Below are 24,876 nucleotides of genomic sequence, written 5' to 3'. Positions count from 1 at the left end.
AACATGTCAAACACACTCTCGTGGGGTGTTCGGTTGTTCAGAGTTGCACAGTGGACGCGTAGCAGCTTCGTAGTCAAGTCCTCGGCCTATTAGTACCGGTCACCTGAACCCGTTACCGGGCTTACAGTTCCGGCCTATCAACCCAGTCGTCTAGCTGGGGGCCTTACCCACTCAAAGAGTGGTGGGATACCTCATCTTGAAGCGAGCTTCCCGCTTAGATGCTTTCAGCGGTTATCCCTTCCGAACGTAGCTAACCAGCCGTGCCCCTGGCGGGACAACTGGCACACCAGAGGTTCGTCCGTCCCGGTCCTCTCGTACTAGGGACAGCCCTTCTCAAGTATCCTACGCGCACGGCGGATAGGGACCGAACTGTCTCACGACGTTCTAAACCCAGCTCGCGTACCGCTTTAATGGGCGAACAGCCCAACCCTTGGGACCTGCTACAGCCCCAGGATGCGACGAGCCGACATCGAGGTGCCAAACCATCCCGTCGATATGGACTCTTGGGGAAGATCAGCCTGTTATCCCCGGGGTACCTTTTATCCGTTGAGCGACACCGCTTCCACATGCCAGTGCCGGATCACTAGTCCCGACTTTCGTCCCTGCTCGACCTGTCAGTCTCACAGTCAAGCTCCCTTGTGCACTTGCACTCAACACCTGATTGCCAACCAGGCTGAGGGAACCTTTGGGCGCCTCCGTTACCCTTTAGGAGGCAACCGCCCCAGTTAAACTACCCACCAGACACTGTCCCTGAACCGGATAACGGTCCGAAGTTAGATACCCAAATCAACCAGAGTGGTATTTCAAGATTGCCTCCACCCATACTGGCGTATGGACTTCACCGGCTCCCACCTATCCTACACAAGCTCATTCAGATACCAATGTCAAGCTATAGTAAAGGTCCCGGGGTCTTTCCGTCCTGCCGCGCGTAACGAGCATCTTTACTCGTAATGCAATTTCGCCGGGCCTGTGGTTGAGACAGTGGGGAAGTCGTTACGCCATTCGTGCAGGTCGGAACTTACCCGACAAGGAATTTCGCTACCTTAGGATGGTTATAGTTACCACCGCCGTTTACTGGCGCTTAAGTTCTCCGCTTCGCCCCGAAGAGCTAACAGGTCCCCTTAACGTTCCAGCACCGGGCAGGCGTCAGTCCATATACATCGAATTACTTCTTCGCATGGACCTGTGTTTTTAGTAAACAGTCGCTTCCCCCTGCTCTCTGCGGCCATACAACGCTCCACCCGCGCGGGGCTTCACGTCTCCGGCCCCCCTTCTCCCTAAGTTACGGGGGCAATTTGCCGAGTTCCTTAACCACAGTTCGCCCGATCGCCTCGGTATTCTCTACCTGACCACCTGTGTCGGTTTGGGGTACGGGCCGCTAAGAACTCGCTAGAGGCTTTTCTCGGCAGCATAGGATCACTGACTTCACCTGAATCGGCTCGGCATCACGTCTCAGCCTATGTGCACCGCGGATTTGCCTACGGTACGGCCTACACGCTTACCCCGGCACAACCACCGGCCGGGCTCAGCTACCTTCCTGCGTCACCCCATCGCTTGACTACTACCCGCCAGGTTCCCACGCTCCCCACCCTCAACCCGAAGGTCTTGGATGGTTTGGGTGGTTAGCACAACGAGGTTCGTCAGGGTCGCTCTTTCGCGGGTACGGGAATATCAACCCGTTGTCCATCGACTACGCCTCTCGGCCTCGCCTTAGGTCCCGACTCACCCAGGGCGGATTAGCCTGGCCCTGGAACCCTTGGTCATCCGGCGGAAGGGTTTCTCACCCTTCTTTCGCTACTCATGCCTGCATTCTCACTCGTGCCGCGTCCACAACTAGGTCACCCCGTTGCTTCACCCCCGGCACGACGCTCCCCTACCCATCCACACACCTGCACCGGATATCAAGACCCGACGAGGTTAAAATGTGAATGCCACAGCTTCGGCGGTGTGCTTGAGCCCCGCTACATTGTCGGCGCGGAACCACTTGACCAGTGAGCTATTACGCACTCTTTAAAGGGTGGCTGCTTCTAAGCCAACCTCCTGGTTGTCTATGCGACCCCACATCCTTTTCCACTTAGCACACGCTTAGGGGCCTTAGCTGGTGATCTGGGCTGTTTCCCTCTCGACTACGAAGCTTATCCCCCGCAGTCTCACTGCCGCGCTCTCACTTACCGGCATTCGGAGTTTGGCTGATTTCGGTAAGCTTGTGCGCCCCCTAGACCATCCAGTGCTCTACCTCCGGCAAGAAACACGCGACGCTGCACCTAAATGCATTTCGGGGAGAACCAGCTATCACGGAGTTTGATTGGCCTTTCACCCCTAACCACAGGTCATCCCCCAACTTTTCAACGTTGGTGGGTTCGGCCCTCCACGCGGTCTTACCCGCGCTTCAGCCTGCCCATGGCTAGATCACTCCGCTTCGGGTCTAGAGCATGCGACTCAAGAGCGCCCTATTCAGACTCGCTTTCGCTACGGCTCCCCCACACGGGTTAACCTCGCCACATGCCACTAACTCGCAGGCTCATTCTTCAAAAGGCACGCCGTCACCCCGCAAGGCTCCGACGGATTGTAGGCGAACGGTTTCAGGTACTATTTCACTCCCCTCCCGGGGTACTTTTCACCATTCCCTCACGGTACTCGTCCGCTATCGGTCACCAGGAAGTATTTAGGCTTACCAGGTGGTCCTGGCAGATTCACGGCAGATTTCAGGGGTCCGCCGCTACTCGGGAACACCCACAGAAGGTCAGCAACTTTCACGTACCGGACTGTCACCGTCTACGGTTGGCTTTTCCACACCATTCGGCTAGCCACTGACTTTGTAACTCCTCAGACAAGTGTCAGCTTGTCTAGCGGGGTCCCACAACCCCGACCACGCAACCCCTGACAGGTATCACACGCAGCCGGTTTAGCCTCGATCCGCTTTCGCTCGCCACTACTCACGGAATCACTAAATTGTTTTCTCTTCCTACGGGTACTGAGATGTTTCACTTCCCCGCGTTCCCCCCATACACCCTATGTGTTCAGGTGCAGGTGACACCACATGACTGGTGCCAGGTTTCCCCATTCGGACACCCTGGGATCACAGCTTGGTTGACAGCTCCCCCAGGCCTATCGCGGCCTCCCACGTCCTTCATCGGCTCCTGGTGCCAAGGCATCCACCGTTCGCCCTTGACAACTTGACCACAAAGATGCTCGCGTCCACTGTGCAATTCTCAACAAACGACCAACCCACAACCCGAACAGCCCCACACCTACGACCCACACAGGATCACGGTTTGCAAGGCCAGGCCGTGCCTGGCGCCTCGACAAGCTTCCGCTCATCATCAAGGCTCTGAAAGACAACCAACGGTTGTTCCTTCAGGACCCAACAGGGTGTTCTGCGCTCCTCCTCAGCCGCACCGAAGGCAAACCGTTCCCACCACCGAAGTGGCTGTACTAGGCGCCCCGACCGTTGCCGAGGAAAAACTGGCCAGTGTCTCCGCCATCGAGCACCCCACCGCCACATTCGGACGGTGCGGGCTCCATACCAGCTTTCGCTGGATGGTGCTCCTTAGAAAGGAGGTGATCCAGCCGCACCTTCCGGTACGGCTACCTTGTTACGACTTCGTCCCAATCGCCAGCCCCACCTTCGACGGCTCCCTCCACAAGGGTTGGGCCACCGGCTTCGGGTGTTGCCGACTTTCGTGACGTGACGGGCGGTGTGTACAAGGCCCGGGAACGTATTCACCGCAGCGTTGCTGATCTGCGATTACTAGCGACTCCGACTTCACGGGGTCGAGTTGCAGACCCCGATCCGAACTGAGACCGGCTTTTTGGGATTCGCTCCACCTCACGGTATCGCAGCCCATTGTACCGGCCATTGTAGCATGCGTGAAGCCCTGGACATAAGGGGCATGATGACTTGACGTCATCCCCACCTTCCTCCGAGTTGACCCCGGCAGTCTTCGATGAGTCCCCGCCATAACGCGCTGGCAACATCGAACGAGGGTTGCGCTCGTTGCGGGACTTAACCCAACATCTCACGACACGAGCTGACGACAGCCATGCACCACCTGTGACCGCCCCCGAAGGACCCCCCATCTCTGGAGGTTTTGCGGCCATGTCAAACCCAGGTAAGGTTCTTCGCGTTGCATCGAATTAATCCGCATGCTCCGCCGCTTGTGCGGGCCCCCGTCAATTCCTTTGAGTTTTAGCCTTGCGGCCGTACTCCCCAGGCGGGGCGCTTAATGCGTTAGCTGCGGCACAGGGAACCGGAGAGGCCCCCCACACCTAGCGCCCAACGTTTACAGCGTGGACTACCAGGGTATCTAATCCTGTTCGCTCCCCACGCTTTCGCTCCTCAGCGTCAGTATCGGCCCAGAGACCCGCCTTCGCCACCGGTGTTCCTCCTGATATCTGCGCATTTCACCGCTACACCAGGAATTCCAGTCTCCCCTACCGAACTCTAGCCTGCCCGTATCGACCGCAGGCTTGGAGTTGAGCCCCAAGTTTTCACGGTCGACGCGACAAGCCGCCTACGAGCTCTTTACGCCCAATAAATCCGGACAACGCTCGCACCCTACGTCTTACCGCGGCTGCTGGCACGTAGTTGGCCGGTGCTTCTTCTGCAGGTACCGTCACTTACGCTTCGTCCCTGCTGAAAGAGGTTTACAACCCGAAGGCCGTCATCCCTCACGCGGCGTCGCTGCATCAGGCTTCCGCCCATTGTGCAATATTCCCCACTGCTGCCTCCCGTAGGAGTCTGGGCCGTGTCTCAGTCCCAGTGTGGCCGGTCGCCCTCTCAGGCCGGCTACCCGTCGTCGCCTTGGTAGGCCATCACCCCACCAACAAGCTGATAGGCCGCGAGCCCATCCCAGGCCGAAAAACTTTCCACCAAACCTCATGCGAGGAAAGGTCATATTCGGTATTAGCCCCGGTTTCCCGGGGTTATCCCAAAGCCTAGGGCAGGTTGCTCACGTGTTACTCACCCGTTCGCCGCTCGAGTACCCCGAAGGGCCTTTCCGCTCGACTTGCATGTGTTAAGCACGCCGCCAGCGTTCGTCCTGAGCCAGGATCAAACTCTCCAACAAAAACTTGTTGAACAATCCATCCCGGCAACAAAAGTGTTGCCAAAGGAATCCCAACCAGCCAAGAACCGAAGCCCTCAACCAGTACGGGGTATAAATCATAATTGGCACTGGCTTATCAAACACCCTGTTGAGTTCTCAAAGAACAACCACACACCATCCGACAGCCCCACTAACCGCAGGACCCCGTCCGGGGCATTTCGTCCGCATCCCCGCCGCTCTCGCGCCGGGCACTTTTACTACGTTACCCGGTGGTTTCCGCCGTGTCAAACCAGTGTTTCGCGGTTTGTCATGCTTCCACCCGAATTCCGGGCACCACAAATCAACCAGCTCGCGCCGGACGCTTCATGGCTTTGACAGGCCGGCCGCCCTGCGGTCACCCGCGAGCTCGTCCGTTTCCCTGCCGGTCGACTACCTTACCCGGTCGACTCCGCCCCACCAAATCCGCCTCCCGGCGAATCCGGGGCATCGCCCGGTCCCTGTTCCCGCCGGCGTGAACCATCGGGCTTCGGGGATTGTCTCTGCGCTCCGGCCTCCCAGGTCTTTCGCCTGTTTCGTCCGTTCCGCGCTGACGGAGAAAAAGTTACGCCCCCGGCGGATTGATCGTCAAATCCGCCGGGGGCGTCCCCCGTCACACCGTCGACCGCGGACTATCTGCCCAGCTCAACGCCGGCGAAGGACCGCTTGCCCCGGCGCAGCACCAGGTACCGGCCGTGCAGCAGGTCCGCCGGGGAGACCGTCGCGTCCACCTCGGTCACCCGCGTGTTGTTGACGTACGCCCCGCCCTCGGTGATCACCCGGCGCGCTTCCTTCATGCTCGGCACCAGGCCCGACTCCTTGAGCAGGCCCGCGACGTCCGGCAACTCCGTCAGGTGCACCAGCCCCGCCTCGGTGAGCGCCGCGCGCAGGGTCTCCGGGGAGAGTTCCTCCAACGACCCCCGACCGAAGAGCGCCTGGCTCGCCGCGACGGCCTGCGCCATCTCGCGTTCGCCGTGCACCAGCGTGGTCAGCTCCTCGGCCAGCGCCCGCTGGGCCAGCCGCGCCTGCGGCCGCTCCGCGGTGTCCTTCTCCAGCTCCTCCAGCTCCTCCCGGCTGCGGAAGCTGAAGTAGCGCAGGTAACGGGTCACGTCCCGGTCGTCGGCGTTGACCCAGAACTGGTAGAAGGCGTACGGGCTGGTCATCTCGGGGTCGAGCCAGACCGCACCTCCCTCGGTCTTGCCGAACTTCGTGCCGTCCGCGCGGGTGACCAGCGGGGTGGTGAACGCCTGCACCGGCCCGGCGCCGCGCCGACGCACGTAGTCGACGCCGGCGGTGATGTTGCCCCACTGGTCGGAGCCGCCGTACTGCAGCTGGCAGCCGTGCCGCCGGTGCAGCTCGAAGAAGTCGTTGGCCTGCAACAGCTGGTAGCTGAACTCAGTGAAGCTGATGCCGCTCTCCAGCCGGGCCTTGACCACCTCCCGGGCCAGCATCTTGTTGACCGGGAAGTGCTTGCCGACGTCGCGGAGGAACTCCACCACCGACATCTGGCCGGTCCAGTCCAGGTTGTTGACCAGCCGGGCCGCGTTCTCCCCCTCGTACGACACGAAGGGGGCGAGCTGGTCGCGGATCCGCTGCACCCAGCCGGCCACCACCTCGGGCGGGTTGAGCGTCCGCTCGGCGCTCTCCTTGGGGTCGCCGATCTGCCCGGTGGCCCCGCCCACCAGCAGCAGCGGCCGGTGCCCGGCGAGCTGGAGCCGGCGTGCCGTGGCGACCTGCATGAGGTGGCCGACGTGCAGGCTGGGCGCGGTCGGATCGAAGCCCACATAAAAGGTGGCCGTCCCGCCGTCGAGCAGCTCACGCAGCTCGTCGGGGCCGGTGGAGTCCTGGATCAGGCCCCGCCACCGCAGGTCTTCGGTCAGGGAGTCCCGCCCGTGCGGGCGCTTGCTGTCGGTCACGGTCACCGATTCTCCCCCATGACCGGGCCGGGGCCGTACCGGGTTTGCCGGCGACCGTCGCCACTAGGCTGTCGGTTCGCACACCAGCGAGGAGGAGCAGCCGTGGAGATGCCGGATCTGACCGGGGGCTTCGTCGCCCTGCTGGGCCTGAAGCTGGACGAGGTCAGCGGCGACCGGGTGGTCATCCGCTGGCAGGTCCGTCCCGAGCTGCACCAGCCGTTCGGCATCCAGCACGGCGGCGTGTACTGCTCGGTGGTGGAGACCGCCGCCAGCATCGGCGGCTCGCTCTGGCTGGGCGACCGGGGACGGGTGGTCGGGGTGTCCAACCAGACCGACTTCCTGCGCGCCGTCCGGGACGGGGAGCTGACCGCCGTCGGCACCCCGGTGCACCGGGGCCGCAGCCAGCAGCTCTGGCTGGTGGAGATCACCGACGCCGACGAGCGGCTGGTCGCCCGCGGCCAGGTACGCCTGCAGAACCTGACCGCCGCCTGACCGGCTGCCGACCGGAGGCCGGTCACGCGATGTTGCGGAATGCCGCAACCTGACCGGTTCGTACCGAATATCGTCACGGCGATGACACCCGACCGCCGCGCGCCGTGAGAAGGCTGCTGGCCGCCACCCTCGGGATCCTCTCCGCGATCGGGGGCTTCGTCGACATCGGCGACCTGGTGGCCGCGAGCCAGGCCGGGGCCCGCTTCGGCATGGCGCACGCCTGGGTGCTGCTGGTCGGGGTGCTCGGCATCTGCGCGTACGCGGAGATGGCCGGGCGGATCGCGGCGGTGAGCGGCCGCGCGGTGTTCGACCTGGTGCGGGAGCGGCTGGGGCCGCGGGTGGCGCTGCTGAACCTGGTGGCCTCCTGGCTGGTCACCGTGCTCACCCTCGCCGCGGAGCTCGGCGGGGTGGCGCTGGCGTTGCAGCTCGCCTCGGGCATCCACTACCTGGTCTGGGTGCCGGTGGCCGGGGTGGCGGTCTGGCTGGTGCTGTGGCGGATGCGGTTCCAGCTGATGGAGCGGGTCTTCGGGCTGGCCGGGCTGGCGCTGCTGGTCTTCGCCGTGGCGCTGTTCGCGCTGCCCACCGACTGGGGCCGGCTCGGGCAGCAGAGCCTGCACGTCAGCTCGGGCGCGGAGAGCTGGTCGGTGTACTGGTTCGTGGCGGTGGCCCTGTTCGCCTCCACGGTCAGCCCGTACGAGGTGTTCTTCTTCTCCTCTGGCGGGGTGGAGGAGAACTGGAGCGCCGCCGACCTCGCCGCCGCCCGCTCCAACGTGCTGATCGGCTTCCCGGTCGGCGGCTTCCTGGCACTGTCGCTGATCGCCGTCGCCGCGGTGGCGTACCACCCGTCGGGCATGTCGGTGAACAGCCTCGACCAGGTGGCGCAGCCGGTGGTGACGGCCTTCGGCGGAGTCGGGTTGGTCGTCGCGGTGCTGGCGTTCTTCGCGGTGACCTTCGGCGCCGCGTTGGAGACCGGCCTGTCGGCCGCGTACGCCGCCGCGCAGTACTTCGGCTGGCAGTGGGGCAAGCGGGTCAGCCCGCGGGAGGCGGCCCGGTTCCACAGCGTGCTGCTGGTCAGCGTGCTGCTCGGGGTGCTGATGCTGATGACCGCCGTCGACCCGGTGCGGCTCACCGAGTACATGCTGGTGTTCAGCGCGGTCGTGCTGCCGTTGACGTACCTGCCGATCCTGGTGGTCGCCAACGACCGCGGCTACCTGGGCGACCGGGTCAACGGACGGTGGAACAACCTGCTCGGCGCGCTGTTCCTGCTGCTGATCGTCGCCGCCTCGGTGGCGGCGATCCCGTTGGCGATCATCACGAGGATGGGACAGTGAGGCTCCAGCTCGCCAAGCAGTTGCTCGACCGGCAGATCGTCGACGTGCACGGCCGGTTGGTCGGGCGGGTCGACGACATCGTCTTCGCCGTCGACGAGGAGGGCTACCCGTACGTGGAGTTCCTGCTGACCGGGCAGGGCGCGCTCGGGCAGCGGGTCGGCGGCCGGGTGGGCCGGCTGCTGGTGGCGGTCGCCGACCGTTTCGTCGACCGGCCGCCCGTGCCGCCGCTGCGGATACCGTTGGCCCAGGTCGCCCGGGTGGACAGCGCGGTACGGCTGCGTTGCGCGGCGGCCGACCTGCCGCCGTCGCCGGTGGAGTCCTGGCTGCGCCGGCACCTCATCGACCGGATCCCGGGGGCCGATCGTGCGAGTGGGTGAGCTGATCGGCAGGCGGGCGTACGACCTGCACGGGCGACGGCTCGGGTGGGTGGTGGACGTGGTGGTCCGGGGCGGCTTCCCCCCGGAGCGGCTGCGGATCACCGACGTGATCGTCGCCGGGCACTGGTGGACCCGGGTCACGGACCGGCTGATCGGGCCGGAGCTGCACCCGTCCGGTCCGTGGCTGCTGCGGGTCGCCGCTCGGCTGCTGGGGCGCAGCACCCACCAGTTCCCGGCCGACCGGGTCCAGCTGCTGCCGCCGGTGCCCGGCTTCCCGTTCGGCCGCCCGGCCCGGGACCGCTGAGGCTCAGCTGCGGGCCTCGTCCAGCACCGGCGTCTCGTCCGGCGCCTCCTGCTCGGAGGTGTCGGCGGTGACCTGGCGCAACCGGACCCGGGTGATGGCCCGCTGGTCGATGTCGGCCACCTCCAGCTCCCAGCCGTCGACGGTGACGCTCTCCCCCGCGACGGTCGGGATGTGGCCGAGGCAGGTGAGCACCAGCCCGGCGATGGTGGTGTAGTCGCCGTGCGGCCGGCCGGGCAGCTCGACCTTCACGTCGGGCAGGTCGTGCACCGGGAAGGTGCCGGGCAGCACCAGCGCGCCGTCGGCCTCGGTGCGGATCGAGGCGAGGTCCCGGTCGGTCTCGTCGTAGATCTCGCCGACGATCTCCTCGAGGATGTCCTCCAGGGTGACGATCCCGTCGACCGCGCCGCGCTCGTCCACCACCAGGGCGATGTGCTGCCGTTCGGCCTTGAACTGGCGCAGCGCGTTCACCACCGGCAGCGAGTCGGGCAGCAGCATCGGCGGGCGGGCGATCTCGTCGACCGGCCGGTCGTCGGGGACGCCGACGAGGTCCCGCAGGTGGATCACCCCGACCGCGTCGTCCAGGCCGCCGTGGCGGACCACCGGCGCCCGGGAGTGGCCGGTGGCGGCGAGCACCAGCCGGGCGGCCTCCGCGGTGGTGCCGCTGTCCAGGGTGAAGACCTGGAGCCGGGGCACCAGGACCGCCTTGAGCTGCCGGTCGGCGATCTCCACCGCGCCGGCGATGATGGTCCGCTGCTCCTTGGTGAAGCCGTGGTTGCCGGCGACGATGTCGCGCAGCTCGTCCGGGCCGATCTCGTCGGGCTCGTGCTTCGGGTTCAGCCCGAACAGCCGGACGACCACGTCACTGGTGGCGCCGAGCAGCCAGACGGCCGGTCGGGTGAGCGTGGACAGGATGTCCAGCGGGCGGGCCACCAGCAGCGCCCAGCGCTCGGCGGACTGCATGGCGATCCGCTTCGGGGCCAGCTCGCCGAAGACCAGGGTGACGAAGGTCAGCGCCAGGGTGACCAGCACGATGGCGACCGTCTCGGCGGCGGTGCCGGCGAACCCGAAGAGGGGGATCAGAGGCTTGGCCAGCGAGACCGCCGCGGCGGCGGAGGCCAGGAAGCCGGCCAGGGTGATGCCGATCTGGATGGTGGCCAGGAACCGGTTCGGGTCCTTGGCGAGGCGGGCCAGGGTGCGCCCGGCGCGGCTGGTCCGCTCCAGCCGCTGGATCTGGCTGTCCCGCAGCGACACCAGCGCCATCTCGCTGCCCGCGAAGATCGCGTTGAGGATGACCAGGACTCCGACCAGGGCCAGTTGGCTCCAGTAGCTCTGCACGCCCGGTTCTCCCTCACGCTTCTCACCGCCACGGCCGGCGGCGCCGGCCGGAGGACCCCGCCAGCGTAGCCGTGCATGTGCCCAGCCGACGCGTCGGCGAACCCTCTCCCGCCCGGCCGGGGGTCAGGCGGGTTGCGGCGCGGGCAGGTCGAGCACGTACGCGTCGCCCTCCGGCCGGAAGCCGAGCCGGTGGTAGTACGGGGAGCGCATCCCGGGCGGGCTGACCACCCGGCGGAACCCCCGGTCGGTGAAGAGGCTGCTGCGCCGGAAGACGAACTCCCCCGGGGTGAAGTCCCGGAACCGGGGGGTGACGTAGTCCAGGTCGATCTGGGCCACCCCGTCCGCCTCGGCGTGCGAGAGCACCACCCCGACCACCTCGTCAGCGCTGACCACGAGGAACGCCGAGCGGGCGTCGCCGAGGGAGTCCCAGTCGAAGCCGGGGTTGAACTTCGCGATGTCGGCGGCGTGCACCCGCAGGGTGTGGGCGAGGAACTGGTCGCCGACGCCCACCTCGACGGCCTGGTACGTCTGCTCGTCGTGCCGGGTGGCGAGCATCCTGCGCAGGTACCACACGTTGATCACGGCGAGCACCACGTTGAGGCCGACCATCGGCCACACCTGCACGGCGGCGTTGTAGCCGATCAGGATCAGGCAGCCGATCAGGTTCAGGGCGCGCAGCCGCAGGATGCGCGTCTGCAGCAGGGACCAGACCAGCAGCGCGGAGCCGGCCCAGCCGACGAGTTCCAGCCAGTTCACCCCGGGGAGACTAGTGGCCGGGCTGGTCAGCCGACTCGGCGGGCCGCTCCAGCACCCACTCCTCGACCTCGGCGCCCCGGCCGCCCGCGTACCCGGAGTCCTCGCCGACCACGACGAAGCCGCACTTGCGCAGCACGGCGAGGGAGGCGCGGTTGTCCTTGGCCGCGCGGGCGTGCACCGGCCCCGGCGGCAGCTCGCGCAGCAGCGCGGTCAGCGCGGCGGTGGCGTGGCCGCGACCCCACCGGCGCGGGTCGATCCAGTAGCTGACCTCGGTCTGCTCGTCGACCGGGAAGGCCGCAACGTAGCCGACCACCTCGTCGCCGGCCAGCACGGTGCGGTTGACGATCCGCGGGTCGGCGCGGATCCGTGCCCAGTGCGCGTCGAAGGCGGCCCGGTCGGCCGGGTCGGCGGGGCCGAAGGCGGCCATCCAGTTCGCCTCCGCGTCCTGCTGGTGGGCGAAGAAGGCGGGCAGGTCGTCGTCGCGCACCGGCCGCAGCCGCAGCTCACTGGTCACGGGCCGGAGGATACCCAGCCGCACCGACACGGTCGGGACCTCCGGCCCGGTCGATGTCCCGTCCGGCCCTGCCGGGGCCGCCGCCGGCCCGGCTACCAAGAGAGGAGAGACGCAGCCGAGGAGGCCGGACCATGCCGAAGTACGTCTACGACTTCATCGAGGGTGACCGGAGCCGGGCGGACCTGCTCGGCGGCAAGGGGGCGAACCTGGCCGAGATGACCCGGCTGGGCCTGCCGGTGCCGCCGGGCTTCACCGTCAGCACCGACGCCTGCCGGGTCTACCTGGCCACCGGGTCGCCGCCGGCCGGGCTCTTCGACGAGGTGAACGCCCACCTGCGGGAGGTCGAGGCGCGGCTGGGCCGGTGGCTCGGCGACCCGCACGACCCGCTGCTGCTGGCGGTGCGCTCCGGTGGCCGGTACTCGATGCCCGGGATGATGGAGACGATCCTGGACATCGGGTTGAACGACGCCACCGTCGAGGGGTTGGCCGCGCGGCTCGGCGACGAACGGTTCGCCTGGGACTCGTACCGCCGGTTGATCCAGATGTTCGGCCGGACCGTGTACGGGATTCCCGCCGAGGAGTTCGAGCACGCGCTGGAGTCGGTCCGGGCCACCGCCGGGGCGGCCGGCCCGAGCGCCGGGCAGCTGCGGGACCTGGTCGAGACGTACAAGAAGATCTTCTCCCGGCAGGTGGGGCACGACTTCCCGCAGGCCCCGCACGAGCAGCTCTTCGTGGCGATCCGCTCGGTGTTCGAGTCGTGGAACTCCGACCGGGCGCGGATCTACCGCCGCCGGGAGCGGATCCCGGACGACCTGGGCACGGCGGTGAACGTGATGGCGATGGTCTTCGGCAACCTGGGCCCGGACTCCGGCACCGGGGTGGCGTTCACCCGCGACCCGGCCACCGGCGCGCCCGGCGTGTACGGCGACTACCTGGCCGACGCGCAGGGCGAGGACGTGGTGGCCGGCATCCGCAACACGATCCCGCTGCCGGAGCTGGAGCGGCTCGACCCGGTCAGCTTCCGCCGGCTGATGGAGATCATGGCGACGCTGGAGCGGCACTACCGGGACCTGTGCGACATCGAGTTCACCATCGAACGCGGGAAGCTGTGGATGTTGCAGACCCGGGTCGGCAAGCGCACCGCGGCGGCGGCGTTCGTGATCGCCGCGCAGCTGGTCGACGAGGGGCTGATCACCCTGGACGAGGCGCTGCACCGGGTCACCGGCGCGCAGCTGGCCCAGTTGATGTTCCCGGCGTTCGACACCACCGACGCCCCGGCGCCGCTCGCCGTCGGGGTGGGCGCGTCACCGGGGGCCGCCGTCGGGCGGGTGGTCCTCGACTCCGCGGCGGCGGTCGCCGCCGACGGGCCGGTGATCCTGGTCCGGCCGGAGACCAACCCGGACGACCTGCCCGGCATGATCGCGGCGGCCGGGGTGCTCACCTCCCGGGGCGGCAAGACGTCCCACGCCGCCGTGGTCGCCCGGGGCATGGGCCGCACCTGTGTCTGCGGGGCGGACGCGCTGCGCATCGACCCTGAGCGCGGCGAGTTCACCGTCGGCGACCGGGTGGTCCGGGCCGGCGAGGTGATCTCCATCGACGGGACCACCGGCCAGGTCTGGGCCGGTGAGCTGCCCGTGCAGCCGTCCCCGGTGGCCCGCTACCTCGACGGCGAGCTGGCCCCGCAGGCCGACCCGCTGGTCACGGCGGTGCACCGGCTGCTCGGTCACGCCGACGCGGTGCGCCGGCTGGGCGTACGGGCCAACGCGGACACCCCGGCCGACGCGGGACGGGCCCGCCGGCTCGGCGCCACCGGGATCGGGCTGTGCCGCACCGAGCACATGTTCCTCGGCCCACGCCGGGAGCTGGTCGAGCGGCTGATCCTGGCCGACGGTCCGGAGCAGGTCGGCGCGGCACTGGACGCGCTGCTGCCGCTGCAACGGGAGGACTTCACCGGGATCCTGGCCGCCATGGACGGGCTGCCGGTGACGATCCGGCTGATCGACCCGCCGCTGCACGAGTTCCTGCCCCCGCTGGCGGAGCTGACCGCCCGGGTGGCCGGCGCGCAGGCGCGCGGTGAGGACCCCGGCCGGGACGGCGTCCTGCTCGCGGCGGTACGCCGGATGCACGAGGCCAACCCGATGCTCGGGCTGCGCGGGGTGCGGCTGGGCCTGGTGGTGCCCGGCCTGTTCGCCATGCAGGTGCGGGCCGTGGCGGAGGCCGCCGCGCAGCGGGTGCGCGACGGCGGCGACCCGCGACCGGAGATCATGGTGCCGCTGGTCGGCGACGTGAAGGAGCTGGCCGCGGTGCGGGTCGAGGCCGAGCGGGTCCTCGCCGGGGTGCCGGGGGCGCCGCCGATCCCGATCGGCACGATGATCGAGGTGCCCCGGGCGGCGCTGACCGCCGGCGAGATCGCCGCCGAGGCGCACTTCTTCTCCTTCGGCACCAACGACCTGACCCAGACCACCTGGGCGTTCTCCCGCGACGACGTCGAGGGCTCGTTCTTCGCCGACTACCTGGAGCGGGGGATCTTCCCGGTGTCGCCGTTCGAGAGCATCGACACCCGGGGCGTGGGGCGGCTGATCCGGCTGGCCGTCGCCGAGGGACGGGCGACCCGCCCCGAGCTGACGATCGGGGTCTGCGGGGAGCACGGCGGCGACCCCGACTCGGTGGCGTTCTTCGCCGCCGTGGGACTGGACTACGTCTCCTGCTCGCCGTACCGGGTGCCGATCGCCCGGCTGGCCGCCGGGCGGGCGGCCGTGCACCCCGCCACCGGCACGTCCGACTCCCGTTAGGAGGCAGCACGATGACCGCGATCCTCAACCCGACCGGTCCCGCCCCGCTGACCCCGCCGGCACCTCGGCGGGCGGTGGAGGCGGCCAAGGAGCCGGCCGCCGCCGTACCCTCGGCGCACCCGGTGGGGCCGGTGCTGGAGCTGCCCGGCACGCCGGCCGCGGCGCTGGTGCCGGTGACCCGCGACGGCCGGGCCGTGGGGGCGTTCGTGCTCGCCGGCGGCCAGGTCCGCTACCGGTCGATCAGCGACCCCGACCAGGTGCTCGCCGCGGCGGCCGGCGCGGCCGCCGTCGCGCTGCTCACCGCCGCCGTGGCGGTGCTGGGCCGCCGCCGGCCGCCGGCGATCGGCGCGGTCACCATGGGTCCCGGCGGCTGGGTGAGCCTGCGCGGCACCCGGGTCCCGGCGCTGCGGCCGGCCCGGCGCCGGCCCTGGTGGGCGCGGGCGCTGCGGGCCCGCCGGCTGGTGGTCGAACGCTGACCCGGGTACGCGGCGCGCGCGGCGCCACCGACCGACCGTCCCGGGGCCGGGCGTGGTGGTCCTCCCACAACGGCCACGCCCGCCCGGGGCGGTCACCCGCGTACCCCGATCCCGGCGGGGGCCTTTGGTCCCGCCGGGGTGGTCCCGGGGGCCCTGCCCCGCGTCGGCCGGCCCGACGAGGCTGGTCCTGGCAGCGAAGAGGCGGACCTGGGAGGCTCCCGATGCGCGCGACCGTCGTCACCACGACCGGCACGGCCCCACTCGACCCGTGGCGGGACTTCACCGGCGGGACGTGGCGGGACACCGTGGACGTCGCCGACTTCCTGCGGGCCAACCACGAGCCGTACACCGGGGACGCCGGCTTCCTCACCGGCCCGACCTGCCGCACCCTGGAGGTGTGGGGGGCGTTGAAGAAGCTCTTCGTCGTCGAACGCGAACGCGGCGTCCTCGACGTCGACGCGGCCACCCCGTCCACCATCACCGCGCACGCCCCCGGCTGGATCGACCGGGACAAGGAGCTGATCGTCGGCCTGCAGACCGACGCGCCGCTGCGGCGGGCCATCATGCCGGCCGGCGGGCTGCGGATGGTGGAGACCGCGCTGAAGGCGTACGGCTTCACCCCCGACCCGGTCGTGCACCGGATCTTCACCAGCTACCGGCGCACCCACAACGACGCGGTCTTCGACGCGTACCCGGCGGATGTGCTGGCCGCCCGGCGCTCGCACGTGATCACCGGGCTGCCCGACGCGTACGGGCGGGGCCGGATCATCGGCGACTACCGGCGGGTGGCGCTGTACGGGGTGGACCGGCTGATCGCCGAGCGGCACGCGCTGCGGGCCGCGCTGGACGGTCGGCGCTGCACCGACGAGGTGGTACGGGACCGGGAGGAGCTGGCCGAGCAGGCCCGCGCCCTGGGCGAGCTGAAGCAGATGGCCGCGTCGTACGGCCACGACATCTCCGGGCCGGCCCGGACCGGGCGGGAGGCCATCCAGTGGCTCTATTTCGCCTACCTGGCCGCGGCGAAGGAGCAGAACGGCGCGGCGATGTCGCTGGGCCGCACGGCGAACTTCGTCGACGTGTTCCTGCGGCGGGACCTGGCCGAGGGACGGCTGTCGGAGATGGACGCCCAGGAACTGGTCGACGACTTCGTGATCAAGCTGCGGATCGTCCGGTTCCTCCGTACCCCCGAGTACGACCAGCTCTTCTCCGGCGACCCCACCTGGGTCACCGAGGCGCTCGGCGGGATGGGCGCCGACGGCCGGCCCCTGGTCACCCGGACCAGCTTCCGCTACCTCCAGACGCTGTACAACCTCGGGCCGGCGCCGGAGCCCAACCTGACGGTGCTCTGGTCGCCCCGGCTGCCCACCGGGTTCAAGCGGTTCTGCGCGCAGGTGTCGCTGGACACCAGCGCCATCCAGTACGAGAACGACGAACTGATCCGCGACGCGTACGACGACGACACCGCGATCGCCTGCTGCGTGTCGGCGATGCGGGTCGGCCGGGACATGCAGTTCTTCGGGGCCCGGGCCAACCTGGCCAAGGCGCTGCTGTACGCGATCAACGGTGGCCGGGACGAGCTGACCGGCGAGCAGGTCGCCCCGCCCAGCCCGCCGGTCGGCGGCGAGGTGCTCGACCACGCCGCGGTGCTCGCCGCGTACGACCGGACGCTGGACTGGCTCGCCGAGACGTACGTGGACGCGCTGAACGTCATCCACCACCAGCACGACCGGTACGCCTACGAGCGGCTGGAGATGGCGCTGCACGACCATCCGGTGCGCCGGTTCATGGCCACCGGCATCGCCGGGCTCTCCGTCGCCGTGGACAGCCTCGCCGCGATCCGCTATGGCAGGGTGAAGGTGCTGCGTGACGCCACCGGGCTGGCGGTCGACTACGTGGTCGACGGCGACGTCCCCACATACGGCAACAACGACGACCGGGCCGACGAGATCGCCGTGTGGCTGGTGGAGACGTTCGCGGCGAAGCTGCGCCGGCAGCGCACCTACCGGGACGCGGAGCTGACCATGTCGGTGCTGACCATCACCTCCAACGTGGTCTACGGAAAGCACACCGGCAACACGCCGGACGGGCGGCGGGCCGGTGAGCCGTTCGCTCCGGGCGCGAACCCGATGAACGGGCGGGACACGCACGGCCTGGTCGCCGCCGCGCTGTCGGTGGCGAAGCTGCCGTACGCCGCGGCCCGCGACGGCATCTCGCTGACCGGCACGGTCACCCCCGACGGGTTGGGGCGTACCCGCGCCGAGCGGATCGACAACCTGGCCGGGGTGCTCGACGGGTACGCCGACGCCGGCGGATTCCACCTGAACGTCAACGTGCTGGACCGGGCGACCCTGCTCGACGCGATGGCCCACCCGGAGCGCTATCCGCAGCTCACCGTCCGGGTCTCCGGGTACGCGGTGAACTTCGTCCGGCTCACCCCCGAGCAGCAGCGGGACGTGGTTTCCCGGACCTTCCACGGATCGCTGTGAACCCGACCCGCACCCCGCCGCCCGGGCCGGTCCGGCCCGGGCGGGCCGGCGCGACCGACGGCGTGGTGCACTCGTGGGACCTGTCGCACGGGGTGGACGGGCCGGGTACCCGGTTCGTGGCCTTCCTGGCCGGCTGCCCGCTGCGCTGCCGGTACTGCCACAGCCCGGACACCTGGTTCCCGGGCAACGGGCGGCGGATGTCGACCGACGAGCTGATGCGCGAGATCGAGCGGTACCGGCGGTTCATCCACGTGGCCGGCGGCGGGATCACGCTGAGCGGCGGGGAGCCGCTGCGCCAGCCCCGGTTCACCGGCGAGGTGCTGCGCCGCTGCCACGGCCTGGGGCTGCACACCGCGCTGGACACCTCCGGCTTCCTCGGCGCGAACGCCGACGACGCCCTGCTCGACGCCACCGACCTGGTGCTGCTGGACGTCAAGTCGTGGGACCCGGCGACGTACCGGCGGGTCACCGGTACCGGCTCGGTGGCGCCGACGCTGCGCTTCGGCCGCCGGCTGGCCGACCGGGGGACGCCGATCTGGGTCCGGTTCGTGCTGGTCCCCGGGCTCACCGACGCCGAGGAGAACGTGGCCGGCGTGGCCGACTTCGCCGCCGGCCTGGGAACGGTCCAACGGGTCGACGTGCTGCCCTTCCACCGCCTGGGCGCGCACAAGTACGCCGAGCTGGGGCTGGCGTTCCCCCTCGCCGACACCGAACCGCCCGGCCCGGAGCTGCTGGACCGGGTGCGGGCTCAGTTCACCACCCGAGGACTGGTCGCGTACTGACCGCGCGGTCAGCCGGCCGAGGACGTCGGGTAGCCGTACAGGTCGAGCAGCCGGACCCGGGAGGCCTGCAACCGGTCCACCACCACGGCCATGAAACGGCCGGTCAGGTCGCGGCCCAGGGTGTCGTCGGTGGCCATCAGCCGCCGTACGCCGGCCGCGGTGAACTCCACGGTGGTGGTGCGCCGCACGGCCACCGCCCCGAACTGCCAGCGGTACGGCGGGAAGAGCCAGGACCAGCCGAGCACCCCGCCCGCGCCGATCGTCTCGATGCCGACGTCTCCGCGACCGGGCACCGGGAAGTCCAGCGCCACCTCGCCGCCGCGGATCAGCCAGAACCGCTCGGCCGGTGCTCCGGCGCGGAACAGCCGGTGGCCGGGGTGCCACACCACCGGTCGGGCGTACGCGGTCAGCGGGGGCAGCCACCGCTCGGGCAGGTCGGCGAGGAAGGGGTGGTCGCGGAGCAGTTCCAGCGGGGTCATCAGGGGGCTCCCGGGGGTTGCGGTGGGGGCCCGGCCGGCGGCCGGGCCCCTTCGGTCGGATTCGCCGGGACGCCTGGCGGCTGGCCGGGGCCCCGGGGTCGGTTCACCGCTTCCCGGTGTGCTCCACGGTCACCGGGATCTCCCGCGGGGTCGGCTCGGGCTCGCCGACGGTCGCGCTGATCTCCAGGATGCCGTCGGCGTACCGGGCGGCGATGGTCTCCGGCTTGACGCCCGCGGGCAGCGGGATCAGGCGGGAGAAGGAGCCGTAGTGGAACTCCGAGCGGGCCTTGTCCGCGTGGCTCTCCCGTCGGACCACGTCCAGGCGCAGGTTCTCGCCGGTACGGGTGATCCGGACGTCCTTGGCCGGGTCGATCCCCGGCAGCTCGGCGCGCACCACGTACCGGTCGCCGTCGAGGTAGTCCTCGACCCGGATCGTCGGCGCCAGCAGCGGGAACCAGGAGAGGTTCGTCCAGTCGAACGGCGCGATCGTGCCGCCCCGGAACTTCGTGACGGTGGACATCGTCGACCTCCTTGTCGCTCGTCCTGACTCCATCCCACTCCCTCGGAACACCCCCGGTCAGGGCCGTTGGTCCCGGCCCGGCAAGGCGCTACGCCCCTGCCCGGACGGGCCGGCGGCGAGGAGGCTGGAGGTGGACGAAGGAGGTCGTGATGACCAGCAGGACGGGTGCGCCCGTGGTGGTGGGCGTGGACGGTTCCGGCTCGGCACTGGAGGCGGTGCGGGTGGCCGCCCGGGAGGCGGCGGACCGGCACCGGCCGCTGCGGGTGGTGCACGCCTTCGGGTGGCCGCTGCTCGGTACGCCGCTCGGCCCGGTGCCGGTGGTGTGCGGCGACGACGCCGTCCGCGCGGCGGCGCAGCGTACGGTCGACGAGGCGGTGGAGGAGGCGGCCAAGGTCGCCCCGGAGGTGCCGGTCACCGGTCGGCTCTGCGACGGCGGCCCGACGGCGGTGCTGGTGCGCGAGTCCCGCGACGCGGCGCTGCTGGTGCTCGGCCACCGGGGCCTGGGTGGCTTCGCCGAGCTGCTGATCGGTTCGGTCACGGTTCAGGTCACCGCGCACGCCGACTGCCCGGTGCTGGTGGTCCGCGGCGAGGCCCGCGCCGACGGCCCGGTGGTGGTCGGGGTGGACGGCTCGGCGCTCTCCACCGAGGCGCTCGGGTTCGCCTTCGCCGAGGCCGCGCAGCGCGACACCCGACTGGTCGCCGTGCACGCCTGGCTCTACCCGACCGCGGTCGGCCCGGGCGACATCGTGCCGATGGCGTACGACCCGCAGGAGCTGCGCGCCGAGGAGGAACGGGTGCTCGCCGAGTCGCTGGCCGGCTTCGCCGAGCGCTACCCGCAGGTGCCGGTGAGCACGAAGCTGGTGGCCGCCCCGGCGGCCCGGGCGCTGGTCGAGGAGTCCACCGACGCACAGCTGACCGTGCTCGGCGCGCACGGCCGTGGTGGCCTGGCGGGTGCCCTGCTCGGCTCGGTCAGCCACGCCCTGCTGCACCACGCCCGCAGCCCGCTGGCGATCGTCCGGCACCGGCGGGACCTCGGTCGCCGCTGAGTTCCACCGACCGCGCCGCGCCGGCCGCTCCCCCGACCGGCGCGGCGTCGCGTGGATCTACCGGGCCGCGCGGGCGATCCGGCCGACAATGGCCGGAACCGAGCGAGAGGGAGTCGAATGGAACGTCCTGTCGTGGTGGGGGTCGACGGATCACCGTCCAGCCTGGTCGCCGCCGAGCACGCGGCGCAGGCCGCCACGCTGCGTGGCCGGCCGCTGGAGCTGGTGCACGGCTACCTGCACCCGCTCGGCTACGGCGTGCCGCTCAACCCGTACGACCTGGGGGTGCCCGAGCCGTCGGAGGAGTCGCAGCGGATGGTGCGGCGAACCGCGGACGACCTGGCCCGGCGCTGGCCGGGGCTGCGGGTGGCGGCCCGGCAGGTGGCCGGCGGGCCGGGCGCGACGCTGGTCGAGGAGTCCCGCCGGGCGGAGCTGGTGGTGGTGGGCAGCCGTGGGCTGGGGGGCTTCGCCGGGCTGCTGCTCGGCTCGGTCAGCGGCCAGGTGGCCGCGCACGCGCACTGCCCGGTGCTGGTGGTCCGCCCCGAGGAGCAGCCGATCCCGACGGCGGACGGGCCGGTGGTGGCCGGGGTGGACGGTTCACCGGCCGCGGTGCTGGCCGCCCGGTACGCCGCCGGGGAGGCGGTCCGGCGCGGCACCGCCCTGGTGCTGGTGCACGTGGGCCCGCCGGACGGGGACCGTCCGGTGCCGGAGGAAATCGAGGAGGAGCAGGCCGCGTACCACGCCGGGGCGGTGCGGCTGCTGGCCGAGGCGTCCGCCGCCGCCCGCGAGGGCCGACCGGAGCTGTCGGTGCGGGAGCACCCGGTCCGCGCGGGCACCCCGGCGCAGGGCCTGGTGACCGCCAGCGGCGAGGCGTCGGTGCTGGTGGTGGGCACCCGGGGCCGGGGCGGCTTCACCGGGATGCTGCTCGGCTCGGTCAGCCAGACGGTGCTCCAGCACGCGCACTGCCCGGTGCTGGTCGCCCATCCGTACCCGGACTGACGGGTCAGTCGTCGCGGCGGCCGAGCAGCTGGGCGAAGTCGGTGGTGAGCGTGAACGGGTCGGCCGGTCCGGTGGGCGCCGGGCGCCGGTCGACCTGGTCGGCGAGCTCCGCGCCGGCGCGCAGCACCCGGCCGCGCAGCGCGCCGTCGGGGCCGCCGCCGGACCAGTCCTCACCGGCGGCGAAGACGGCGGTGGGCACCACCACCGCCCGCAGGTAGGCGAACATCGGCCGGACGGCGTGCTCCAGCGCAAGCGAGTGCCGGGCGGTGCCGCCGGTGGCGCCGATCAGCACCGGCTTGTCGACCAGCGCCTTGTCGTCCAGCACGTCGAAGAAGGACTTGTAGAGCCCGTTGTAGGAGGCGTTGAAGATCGGCGTGACGGCGACGACTCCGTCGGCGGCGGCCACCGCATCCAGCGCCTCGCGCAGCGGCGCCGGCGGGAACCCGGTGAGCAGGTGGTTGACCACGTCGTGGGCGTGGTCGCGCAGCTCGATCACCCGCAGTTCCACCTCGGCGCCGCGCCGGAGCAGCTCGTCGCGGGCGGCCGCGGCGAGCTGGTCGGCCAGCAGTCGGGTCGACGAGGGCTGGGAGAGGCCGGCGGAGACCACGGCCAGGGTGCGGCTGCTCATCGGGCCGCCCCGGTGGTGGCCTGGCGGGCGGCGACCAGCGCGGCGTGGGTGGGCGCCTCGGGCACGTTGGCGGGACGCAGCGCGTCGAACTCCTTGCGCAGCACCGGCACGACCTCCTCGCCGAGCAGGTCGAGCTGCTCCAGGACGGTCTTCAGCGGCAGGCCGGCGTGGTCGATCAGGAACAGCTGGCGCTGGTAGTCGCCGACGTACTCCCGGAAGCCCAGCGTCCGGTCGATGACCTGTTGCGGGCTGCCCACGGTCAGCGGGGTCTCCCGGGTGAACTCCTCCAGCGACGGCCCGTGCCCGTAGACCGGGGCGTTGTCGAAGTACGGCCGGAACTCCCGGACCGCGTCCTGCGAGTTGCGCCGCAGGAAGACCTGGCCGCCGAGGCCGACGATGGCCTGCTCCGGCGTGCCGTGGCCGTAGTGGGCGAAGCGCTGCCGGTAGAGCCCGACCATCCGCTGGGTGTGCTCGGCGGGCCAGAAGATGTGGTTGGCGAAGAAGCCGTCACCGTAGTAGGCGGCCTGCTCGGCGATCTCGGGGCTGCGGATCGAGCCGTGCCAGACGAACGGCGGTACGCCGTCGAGCGGGCGCGGGGTCGAGGTGAACGACTGCAACGGGGTGCGGAACCGCCCCTTCCAGTCGACCACGTCCTCGCGCCACAGCCGGCGCAGCAGGTCGTAGTTCTCGATGGCGAGCGGGATGCCGTTGCGGATGTCCTGCCCGAACCAGGGGTAGACCGGGCCGGTGTTGCCGCGGCCCATCATCAGGTCGACCCGGCCGTCGGCCAGGTGTTGCAGCATGGCGTAGTCCTCGGCGATCTTCACCGGGTCGTTGGTGGTGATCAGCGTGGTCGAGGTGGAGAGCAGCAGCCGCTCGGTCCTGGCGGCGATGTAGCCCAGCATCGTGGTCGGCGAGGAGGGGACGAAGGGCGGGTTGTGGTGCTCGCCGGTGGCGAAGACGTCGAGGCCGACCTCCTCGGCCTTGAGCGCGATGGCCACCATCGCCTTGATCCGCTCGTGCTCGGTCGGCTCCCGCCCGGTGGTCGGGTCGACGGTGACGTCGCCGACGGTGAAGATCCCGAACTGCATGACCTGCTCCTCGTGTCCGACCGGGTCGGAATGACCTGTACTCCGCCGACAACATATTTGACGAGTCAACTATTCCGGCGGGCGGGGCGGCGGCGAGTGGCCGGCGTCGCGCAGACTGGCCCGATGAGGTGCTGGGGCTGGGCCGGCATGCCACGCCCGACCCGCTGGATCGCCGGCGGATACGCGGCGGTGCTGCTGTACGGGGGCGGCGTGCACGTGGCGCAGCTGCTGATGGGCGGCCGCGACCCGTACCCCTGGGCGCCGGGTTGGCTGGCCGCGTACTTCGTCTCGCTGACGGTGCTCGACCCGCTCGCCGCCGCGCTGCTGCTGGGCCGACGGCGACTCGGCGCGGACCTGGCCTGCCTGGTGCTGGTGACCGACGCGGCGGCCAACGGCTGGGCGACCTACGGCCTGGGCGGCGGCGGGACGGCGGCCCGGGTCGGGCAGGCGGTGGTCACCGCCCTGGCGCTCGGCGCGCTGGCCGCCCGCCGGGCGCTGGCGCCGTACCTGCTGCCGCCGGGTCGAATCCGGCAGGACGGACCCGGCCCGGCGGTCTAGCGATCTGCCGCTGTCGATTCTCCGAGAGTCAGGTACGGCTGCCGGCGATGTCCTGCAGCGCACGTATGTGCGCGGCGAACGCCGATCGCCCGGTCGGACTGAGGGACAGCCAGGTGACGCGACGAGCATCGGTGCGATTGGCGGACGCGGATTTGCTGATCGTCACGTGCCCCGCGTCCACGAGGGTCTTGACGTGCTTGGACAGGGTCGCGTCCGAGACGCCCAGGGTGTCGCGCACCACGGCGAAGTCCAGGCGGTCGGCGTTGTTCAGCAGCCCACAGATGCGCAGTCGCACCGGGGCATGGATGGTGTCGTCGAACCTCGCCTCAGTCACGGCGCAGTTCGGCGATCGCCGACCGGTAGGCGACTCCCGCCAGCCAGGTCGTCACCAGGAACGCGGCAGCGCTGGTCAAGGTGACTGCCCAACGCAGATCGAAGGAGACCAGCCCGAGCGAGACGCTGAACAGGGCGAGGCAGGTCGCGACGATTCCGGCGACGGCCCAGCCGGCGCGTGCCCCCATGACCCGGAATCGGATACCGGTCTCGCGCCGGACGAGATACGCGATGACGAGCCCGCCCACCAGGGCGAGCCAGCCGGAGGTCGGCGGCTGGTAGGTGGCGCCCGGGTCGGTGGTGGCTGCTGCGGCGACCCACCACGCAGCGAGGGCGCCGAAGGCGAGCAGCAGCAGCCGAGGCACCTCGACGGCGCTTGCGAGTCGCTCCCGGTCGGCGTGGAGCGTCCGCAGGGCCTCGGCGGCGGCCTCCCGATCTGGACGCTCGAAGTCATTTTCCATGACGGCAAGGCTAAAGGTGTCTTTCCGGTTCGGCAAGTGATGCCGCAGGTCTTCCAGCGGAGCCGATCCGGGTCCCAACCTCTCACCGTCGAAACACTTCGACCCACGCCCCAGGGCCC

Annotated in this window: 21 protein-coding genes and 2 rRNA genes; 11 read left to right on the top strand and 12 right to left on the bottom strand. The window is 70.1% G+C overall.

The annotated features are described in order from the left end of the window. Window positions 1-69: 69 nt before the first annotated feature. The 3 genes from GA0074704_RS14565 to tyrS form a co-directional block, all read right to left on the bottom strand. Window positions 70-3,182, bottom strand: a 23S ribosomal RNA gene (locus GA0074704_RS14565). A 372-nt stretch (window positions 3,183-3,554) separates the two neighbouring features. Further along, window positions 3,555-5,069, bottom strand: a 16S ribosomal RNA gene (locus tag GA0074704_RS14560). The 16S and 23S rRNA genes sit together here, the layout of an rRNA operon. A gap of 647 nt (window positions 5,070-5,716) precedes the next feature. Then, window positions 5,717-7,000, bottom strand: a complete 1,284-nt coding sequence (gene tyrS, locus GA0074704_RS14555) for a tyrosine--tRNA ligase (RefSeq protein WP_088973681.1) — start codon at window positions 6,998-7,000, stop codon at window positions 5,717-5,719. Between the two features lie 108 nt (window positions 7,001-7,108). On the opposite strand from tyrS, the gene GA0074704_RS14550 reads away from it, so the two are divergent. The 4 genes from GA0074704_RS14550 (at window position 7,109) to GA0074704_RS14535 (ending at window position 9,504) form a co-directional block, all read left to right on the top strand. Then, a complete protein-coding gene (locus GA0074704_RS14550; protein ID WP_172880917.1) occupies window positions 7,109-7,492 on the top strand; it encodes a PaaI family thioesterase in 384 nt (127 codons plus the stop codon). Window positions 7,493-7,596: 104 nt separating this feature from the next. After that, window positions 7,597-8,823 carry an NRAMP family divalent metal transporter gene (locus tag GA0074704_RS14545; protein WP_088971021.1) on the top strand — a complete coding sequence of 409 codons (1,227 nt, stop codon included), beginning with the start codon at window positions 7,597-7,599 and terminating at the stop codon, window positions 8,821-8,823. Further along, window positions 8,820-9,200: a hypothetical protein gene (locus GA0074704_RS14540; RefSeq protein WP_088971020.1), complete on the top strand. Its 381-nt coding sequence runs from the start codon at window positions 8,820-8,822 to the stop codon at window positions 9,198-9,200. Before GA0074704_RS14545 ends, GA0074704_RS14540 begins: the two co-directional genes overlap by 4 nt. Next, window positions 9,193-9,504, top strand: coding sequence for a PRC-barrel domain containing protein (locus GA0074704_RS14535; RefSeq protein WP_231926435.1), 312 nt, complete (start codon window positions 9,193-9,195; stop codon window positions 9,502-9,504). The genes GA0074704_RS14540 and GA0074704_RS14535 overlap by 8 nt, the downstream gene beginning before the upstream one ends. A gap of 3 nt (window positions 9,505-9,507) precedes the next feature. Here GA0074704_RS14535 and GA0074704_RS14530 read toward each other — a convergent pair whose 3' ends face one another. The 3 genes from GA0074704_RS14530 to GA0074704_RS14520 all read right to left on the bottom strand — a co-directional run bounded on the left by GA0074704_RS14530 (window position 9,508) and on the right by GA0074704_RS14520 (window position 12,109). Beyond that, window positions 9,508-10,839: a hemolysin family protein gene (locus tag GA0074704_RS14530; protein WP_088971018.1), complete on the bottom strand. Its 1,332-nt coding sequence runs from the start codon at window positions 10,837-10,839 to the stop codon at window positions 9,508-9,510. Window positions 10,840-10,962: 123 nt separating this feature from the next. Further along, window positions 10,963-11,595 carry a YgjV family protein gene (locus tag GA0074704_RS14525; RefSeq protein ID WP_088971017.1) on the bottom strand — a complete coding sequence of 211 codons (633 nt, stop codon included), beginning with the start codon at window positions 11,593-11,595 and terminating at the stop codon, window positions 10,963-10,965. A gap of 10 nt (window positions 11,596-11,605) precedes the next feature. Further along, window positions 11,606-12,109 carry a GNAT family N-acetyltransferase gene (locus tag GA0074704_RS14520; protein ID WP_088973680.1) on the bottom strand — a complete coding sequence of 168 codons (504 nt, stop codon included), beginning with the start codon at window positions 12,107-12,109 and terminating at the stop codon, window positions 11,606-11,608. A 131-nt stretch (window positions 12,110-12,240) separates the two neighbouring features. Between GA0074704_RS14520 and ppdK the strand changes: the two genes are divergently transcribed. The 4 genes from ppdK to pflA all read left to right on the top strand — a co-directional run bounded on the left by ppdK (window position 12,241) and on the right by pflA (window position 18,645). Further along, entirely contained in the window at window positions 12,241-14,901 is a 2,661-nt protein-coding gene (ppdK, locus tag GA0074704_RS14515; RefSeq protein WP_088971016.1) for a pyruvate, phosphate dikinase, read from the top strand. Window positions 14,902-14,912: 11 nt separating this feature from the next. Beyond that, window positions 14,913-15,377: a hypothetical protein gene (locus tag GA0074704_RS14510; protein ID WP_088971015.1), complete on the top strand. Its 465-nt coding sequence runs from the start codon at window positions 14,913-14,915 to the stop codon at window positions 15,375-15,377. Between the two features lie 221 nt (window positions 15,378-15,598). Then, the gene (gene pflB / locus GA0074704_RS29180) at window positions 15,599-17,863 is read left to right on the top strand and encodes a formate C-acetyltransferase (protein ID WP_088971014.1); all 2,265 of its coding nucleotides are present in this window, start codon (window positions 15,599-15,601) and stop codon (window positions 17,861-17,863) included. Further along, window positions 17,860-18,645 (top strand): pyruvate formate-lyase-activating protein, encoded by a 786-nt coding sequence (gene pflA, locus GA0074704_RS14500; protein ID WP_088971013.1) that lies wholly within the window; start codon window positions 17,860-17,862, stop codon window positions 18,643-18,645. Before pflB ends, pflA begins: the two co-directional genes overlap by 4 nt. 8 nt (window positions 18,646-18,653) lie before the next feature. Here pflA and GA0074704_RS14495 read toward each other — a convergent pair whose 3' ends face one another. Next, window positions 18,654-19,124 carry a cyclic nucleotide-binding domain-containing protein gene (locus GA0074704_RS14495; RefSeq protein WP_088971012.1) on the bottom strand — a complete coding sequence of 157 codons (471 nt, stop codon included), beginning with the start codon at window positions 19,122-19,124 and terminating at the stop codon, window positions 18,654-18,656. 103 nt (window positions 19,125-19,227) lie between these two features. After that, entirely contained in the window at window positions 19,228-19,644 is a 417-nt protein-coding gene (locus tag GA0074704_RS14490) for an Hsp20/alpha crystallin family protein (protein ID WP_088971011.1), read from the bottom strand. A gap of 149 nt (window positions 19,645-19,793) precedes the next feature. Here GA0074704_RS14490 and GA0074704_RS14485 point away from each other — a divergent pair, with 149 nt between their 5' ends. Next, complete coding sequence (locus GA0074704_RS14485; RefSeq protein ID WP_088971010.1) at window positions 19,794-20,690, top strand: universal stress protein; 897 nt, start codon at window positions 19,794-19,796, stop codon at window positions 20,688-20,690. 117 nt (window positions 20,691-20,807) lie between these two features. After that, window positions 20,808-21,686 carry a universal stress protein gene (locus GA0074704_RS14480; RefSeq protein ID WP_088971009.1) on the top strand — a complete coding sequence of 293 codons (879 nt, stop codon included), beginning with the start codon at window positions 20,808-20,810 and terminating at the stop codon, window positions 21,684-21,686. 4 nt (window positions 21,687-21,690) lie between these two features. Here the strand turns inward: GA0074704_RS14480 and GA0074704_RS14475 are convergent, their stop codons facing one another. Beyond that, entirely contained in the window at window positions 21,691-22,314 is a 624-nt protein-coding gene (locus tag GA0074704_RS14475) for a CE1759 family FMN reductase (RefSeq protein ID WP_088971008.1), read from the bottom strand. Further along, the gene (locus tag GA0074704_RS14470; RefSeq protein ID WP_088971007.1) at window positions 22,311-23,405 is read right to left on the bottom strand and encodes an LLM class flavin-dependent oxidoreductase; all 1,095 of its coding nucleotides are present in this window, start codon (window positions 23,403-23,405) and stop codon (window positions 22,311-22,313) included. Before GA0074704_RS14470 ends, GA0074704_RS14475 begins: the two co-directional genes overlap by 4 nt. 147 nt (window positions 23,406-23,552) lie before the next feature. Here GA0074704_RS14470 and GA0074704_RS14465 point away from each other — a divergent pair, with 147 nt between their 5' ends. Further along, the gene (locus GA0074704_RS14465) at window positions 23,553-23,963 is read left to right on the top strand and encodes a hypothetical protein (protein WP_088971006.1); all 411 of its coding nucleotides are present in this window, start codon (window positions 23,553-23,555) and stop codon (window positions 23,961-23,963) included. Between the two features lie 28 nt (window positions 23,964-23,991). Here GA0074704_RS14465 and GA0074704_RS14460 read toward each other — a convergent pair whose 3' ends face one another. Further along, a complete protein-coding gene (locus GA0074704_RS14460) occupies window positions 23,992-24,258 on the bottom strand; it encodes a transcriptional regulator (protein ID WP_231926433.1) in 267 nt (88 codons plus the stop codon). Between the two features lie 31 nt (window positions 24,259-24,289). Continuing rightward, window positions 24,290-24,757, bottom strand: a complete 468-nt coding sequence (locus tag GA0074704_RS14455) for a hypothetical protein (protein ID WP_088971004.1) — start codon at window positions 24,755-24,757, stop codon at window positions 24,290-24,292. Window positions 24,758-24,876: the final 119 nt, after the last annotated feature.

Origin of the sequence: Micromonospora siamensis, assembly GCF_900090305.1 — a bacterium.
GTDB classification, from domain to species: Bacteria; Actinomycetota; Actinomycetes; order Mycobacteriales; family Micromonosporaceae; genus Micromonospora; species Micromonospora siamensis.
The sequence above is the reverse complement of the archived record's forward strand: the minus strand, read 5'-3'. Positions and strand labels throughout refer to the sequence as shown.

Coding starts and splice junctions, on each gene's coding strand:
- GA0074704_RS14550 (WP_172880917.1), top strand. CDS start 7,109: ATGCCGGATCTGACCGGGGGCTTCGTCGCCCTGCTGGGCCTGAAGCTG.
- ppdK (WP_088971016.1), top strand. CDS start 12,241: ATGCCGAAGTACGTCTACGACTTCATCGAGGGTGACCGGAGCCGGGCG.
- GA0074704_RS14510 (WP_088971015.1), top strand. CDS start 14,913: ATGACCGCGATCCTCAACCCGACCGGTCCCGCCCCGCTGACCCCGCCG.
- pflB (WP_088971014.1), top strand. CDS start 15,599: ATGCGCGCGACCGTCGTCACCACGACCGGCACGGCCCCACTCGACCCG.
- GA0074704_RS14495 (WP_088971012.1), bottom strand. CDS start 19,124: ATGACCCCGCTGGAACTGCTCCGCGACCACCCCTTCCTCGCCGACCTG.
- GA0074704_RS14490 (WP_088971011.1), bottom strand. CDS start 19,644: ATGTCCACCGTCACGAAGTTCCGGGGCGGCACGATCGCGCCGTTCGAC.
- GA0074704_RS14485 (WP_088971010.1), top strand. CDS start 19,794: ATGACCAGCAGGACGGGTGCGCCCGTGGTGGTGGGCGTGGACGGTTCC.
- GA0074704_RS14480 (WP_088971009.1), top strand. CDS start 20,808: ATGGAACGTCCTGTCGTGGTGGGGGTCGACGGATCACCGTCCAGCCTG.
- GA0074704_RS14475 (WP_088971008.1), bottom strand. CDS start 22,314: ATGAGCAGCCGCACCCTGGCCGTGGTCTCCGCCGGCCTCTCCCAGCCC.
- GA0074704_RS14470 (WP_088971007.1), bottom strand. CDS start 23,405: ATGCAGTTCGGGATCTTCACCGTCGGCGACGTCACCGTCGACCCGACC.
- GA0074704_RS14465 (WP_088971006.1), top strand. CDS start 23,553: ATGCCACGCCCGACCCGCTGGATCGCCGGCGGATACGCGGCGGTGCTG.
- GA0074704_RS14455 (WP_088971004.1), bottom strand. CDS start 24,757: ATGGAAAATGACTTCGAGCGTCCAGATCGGGAGGCCGCCGCCGAGGCC.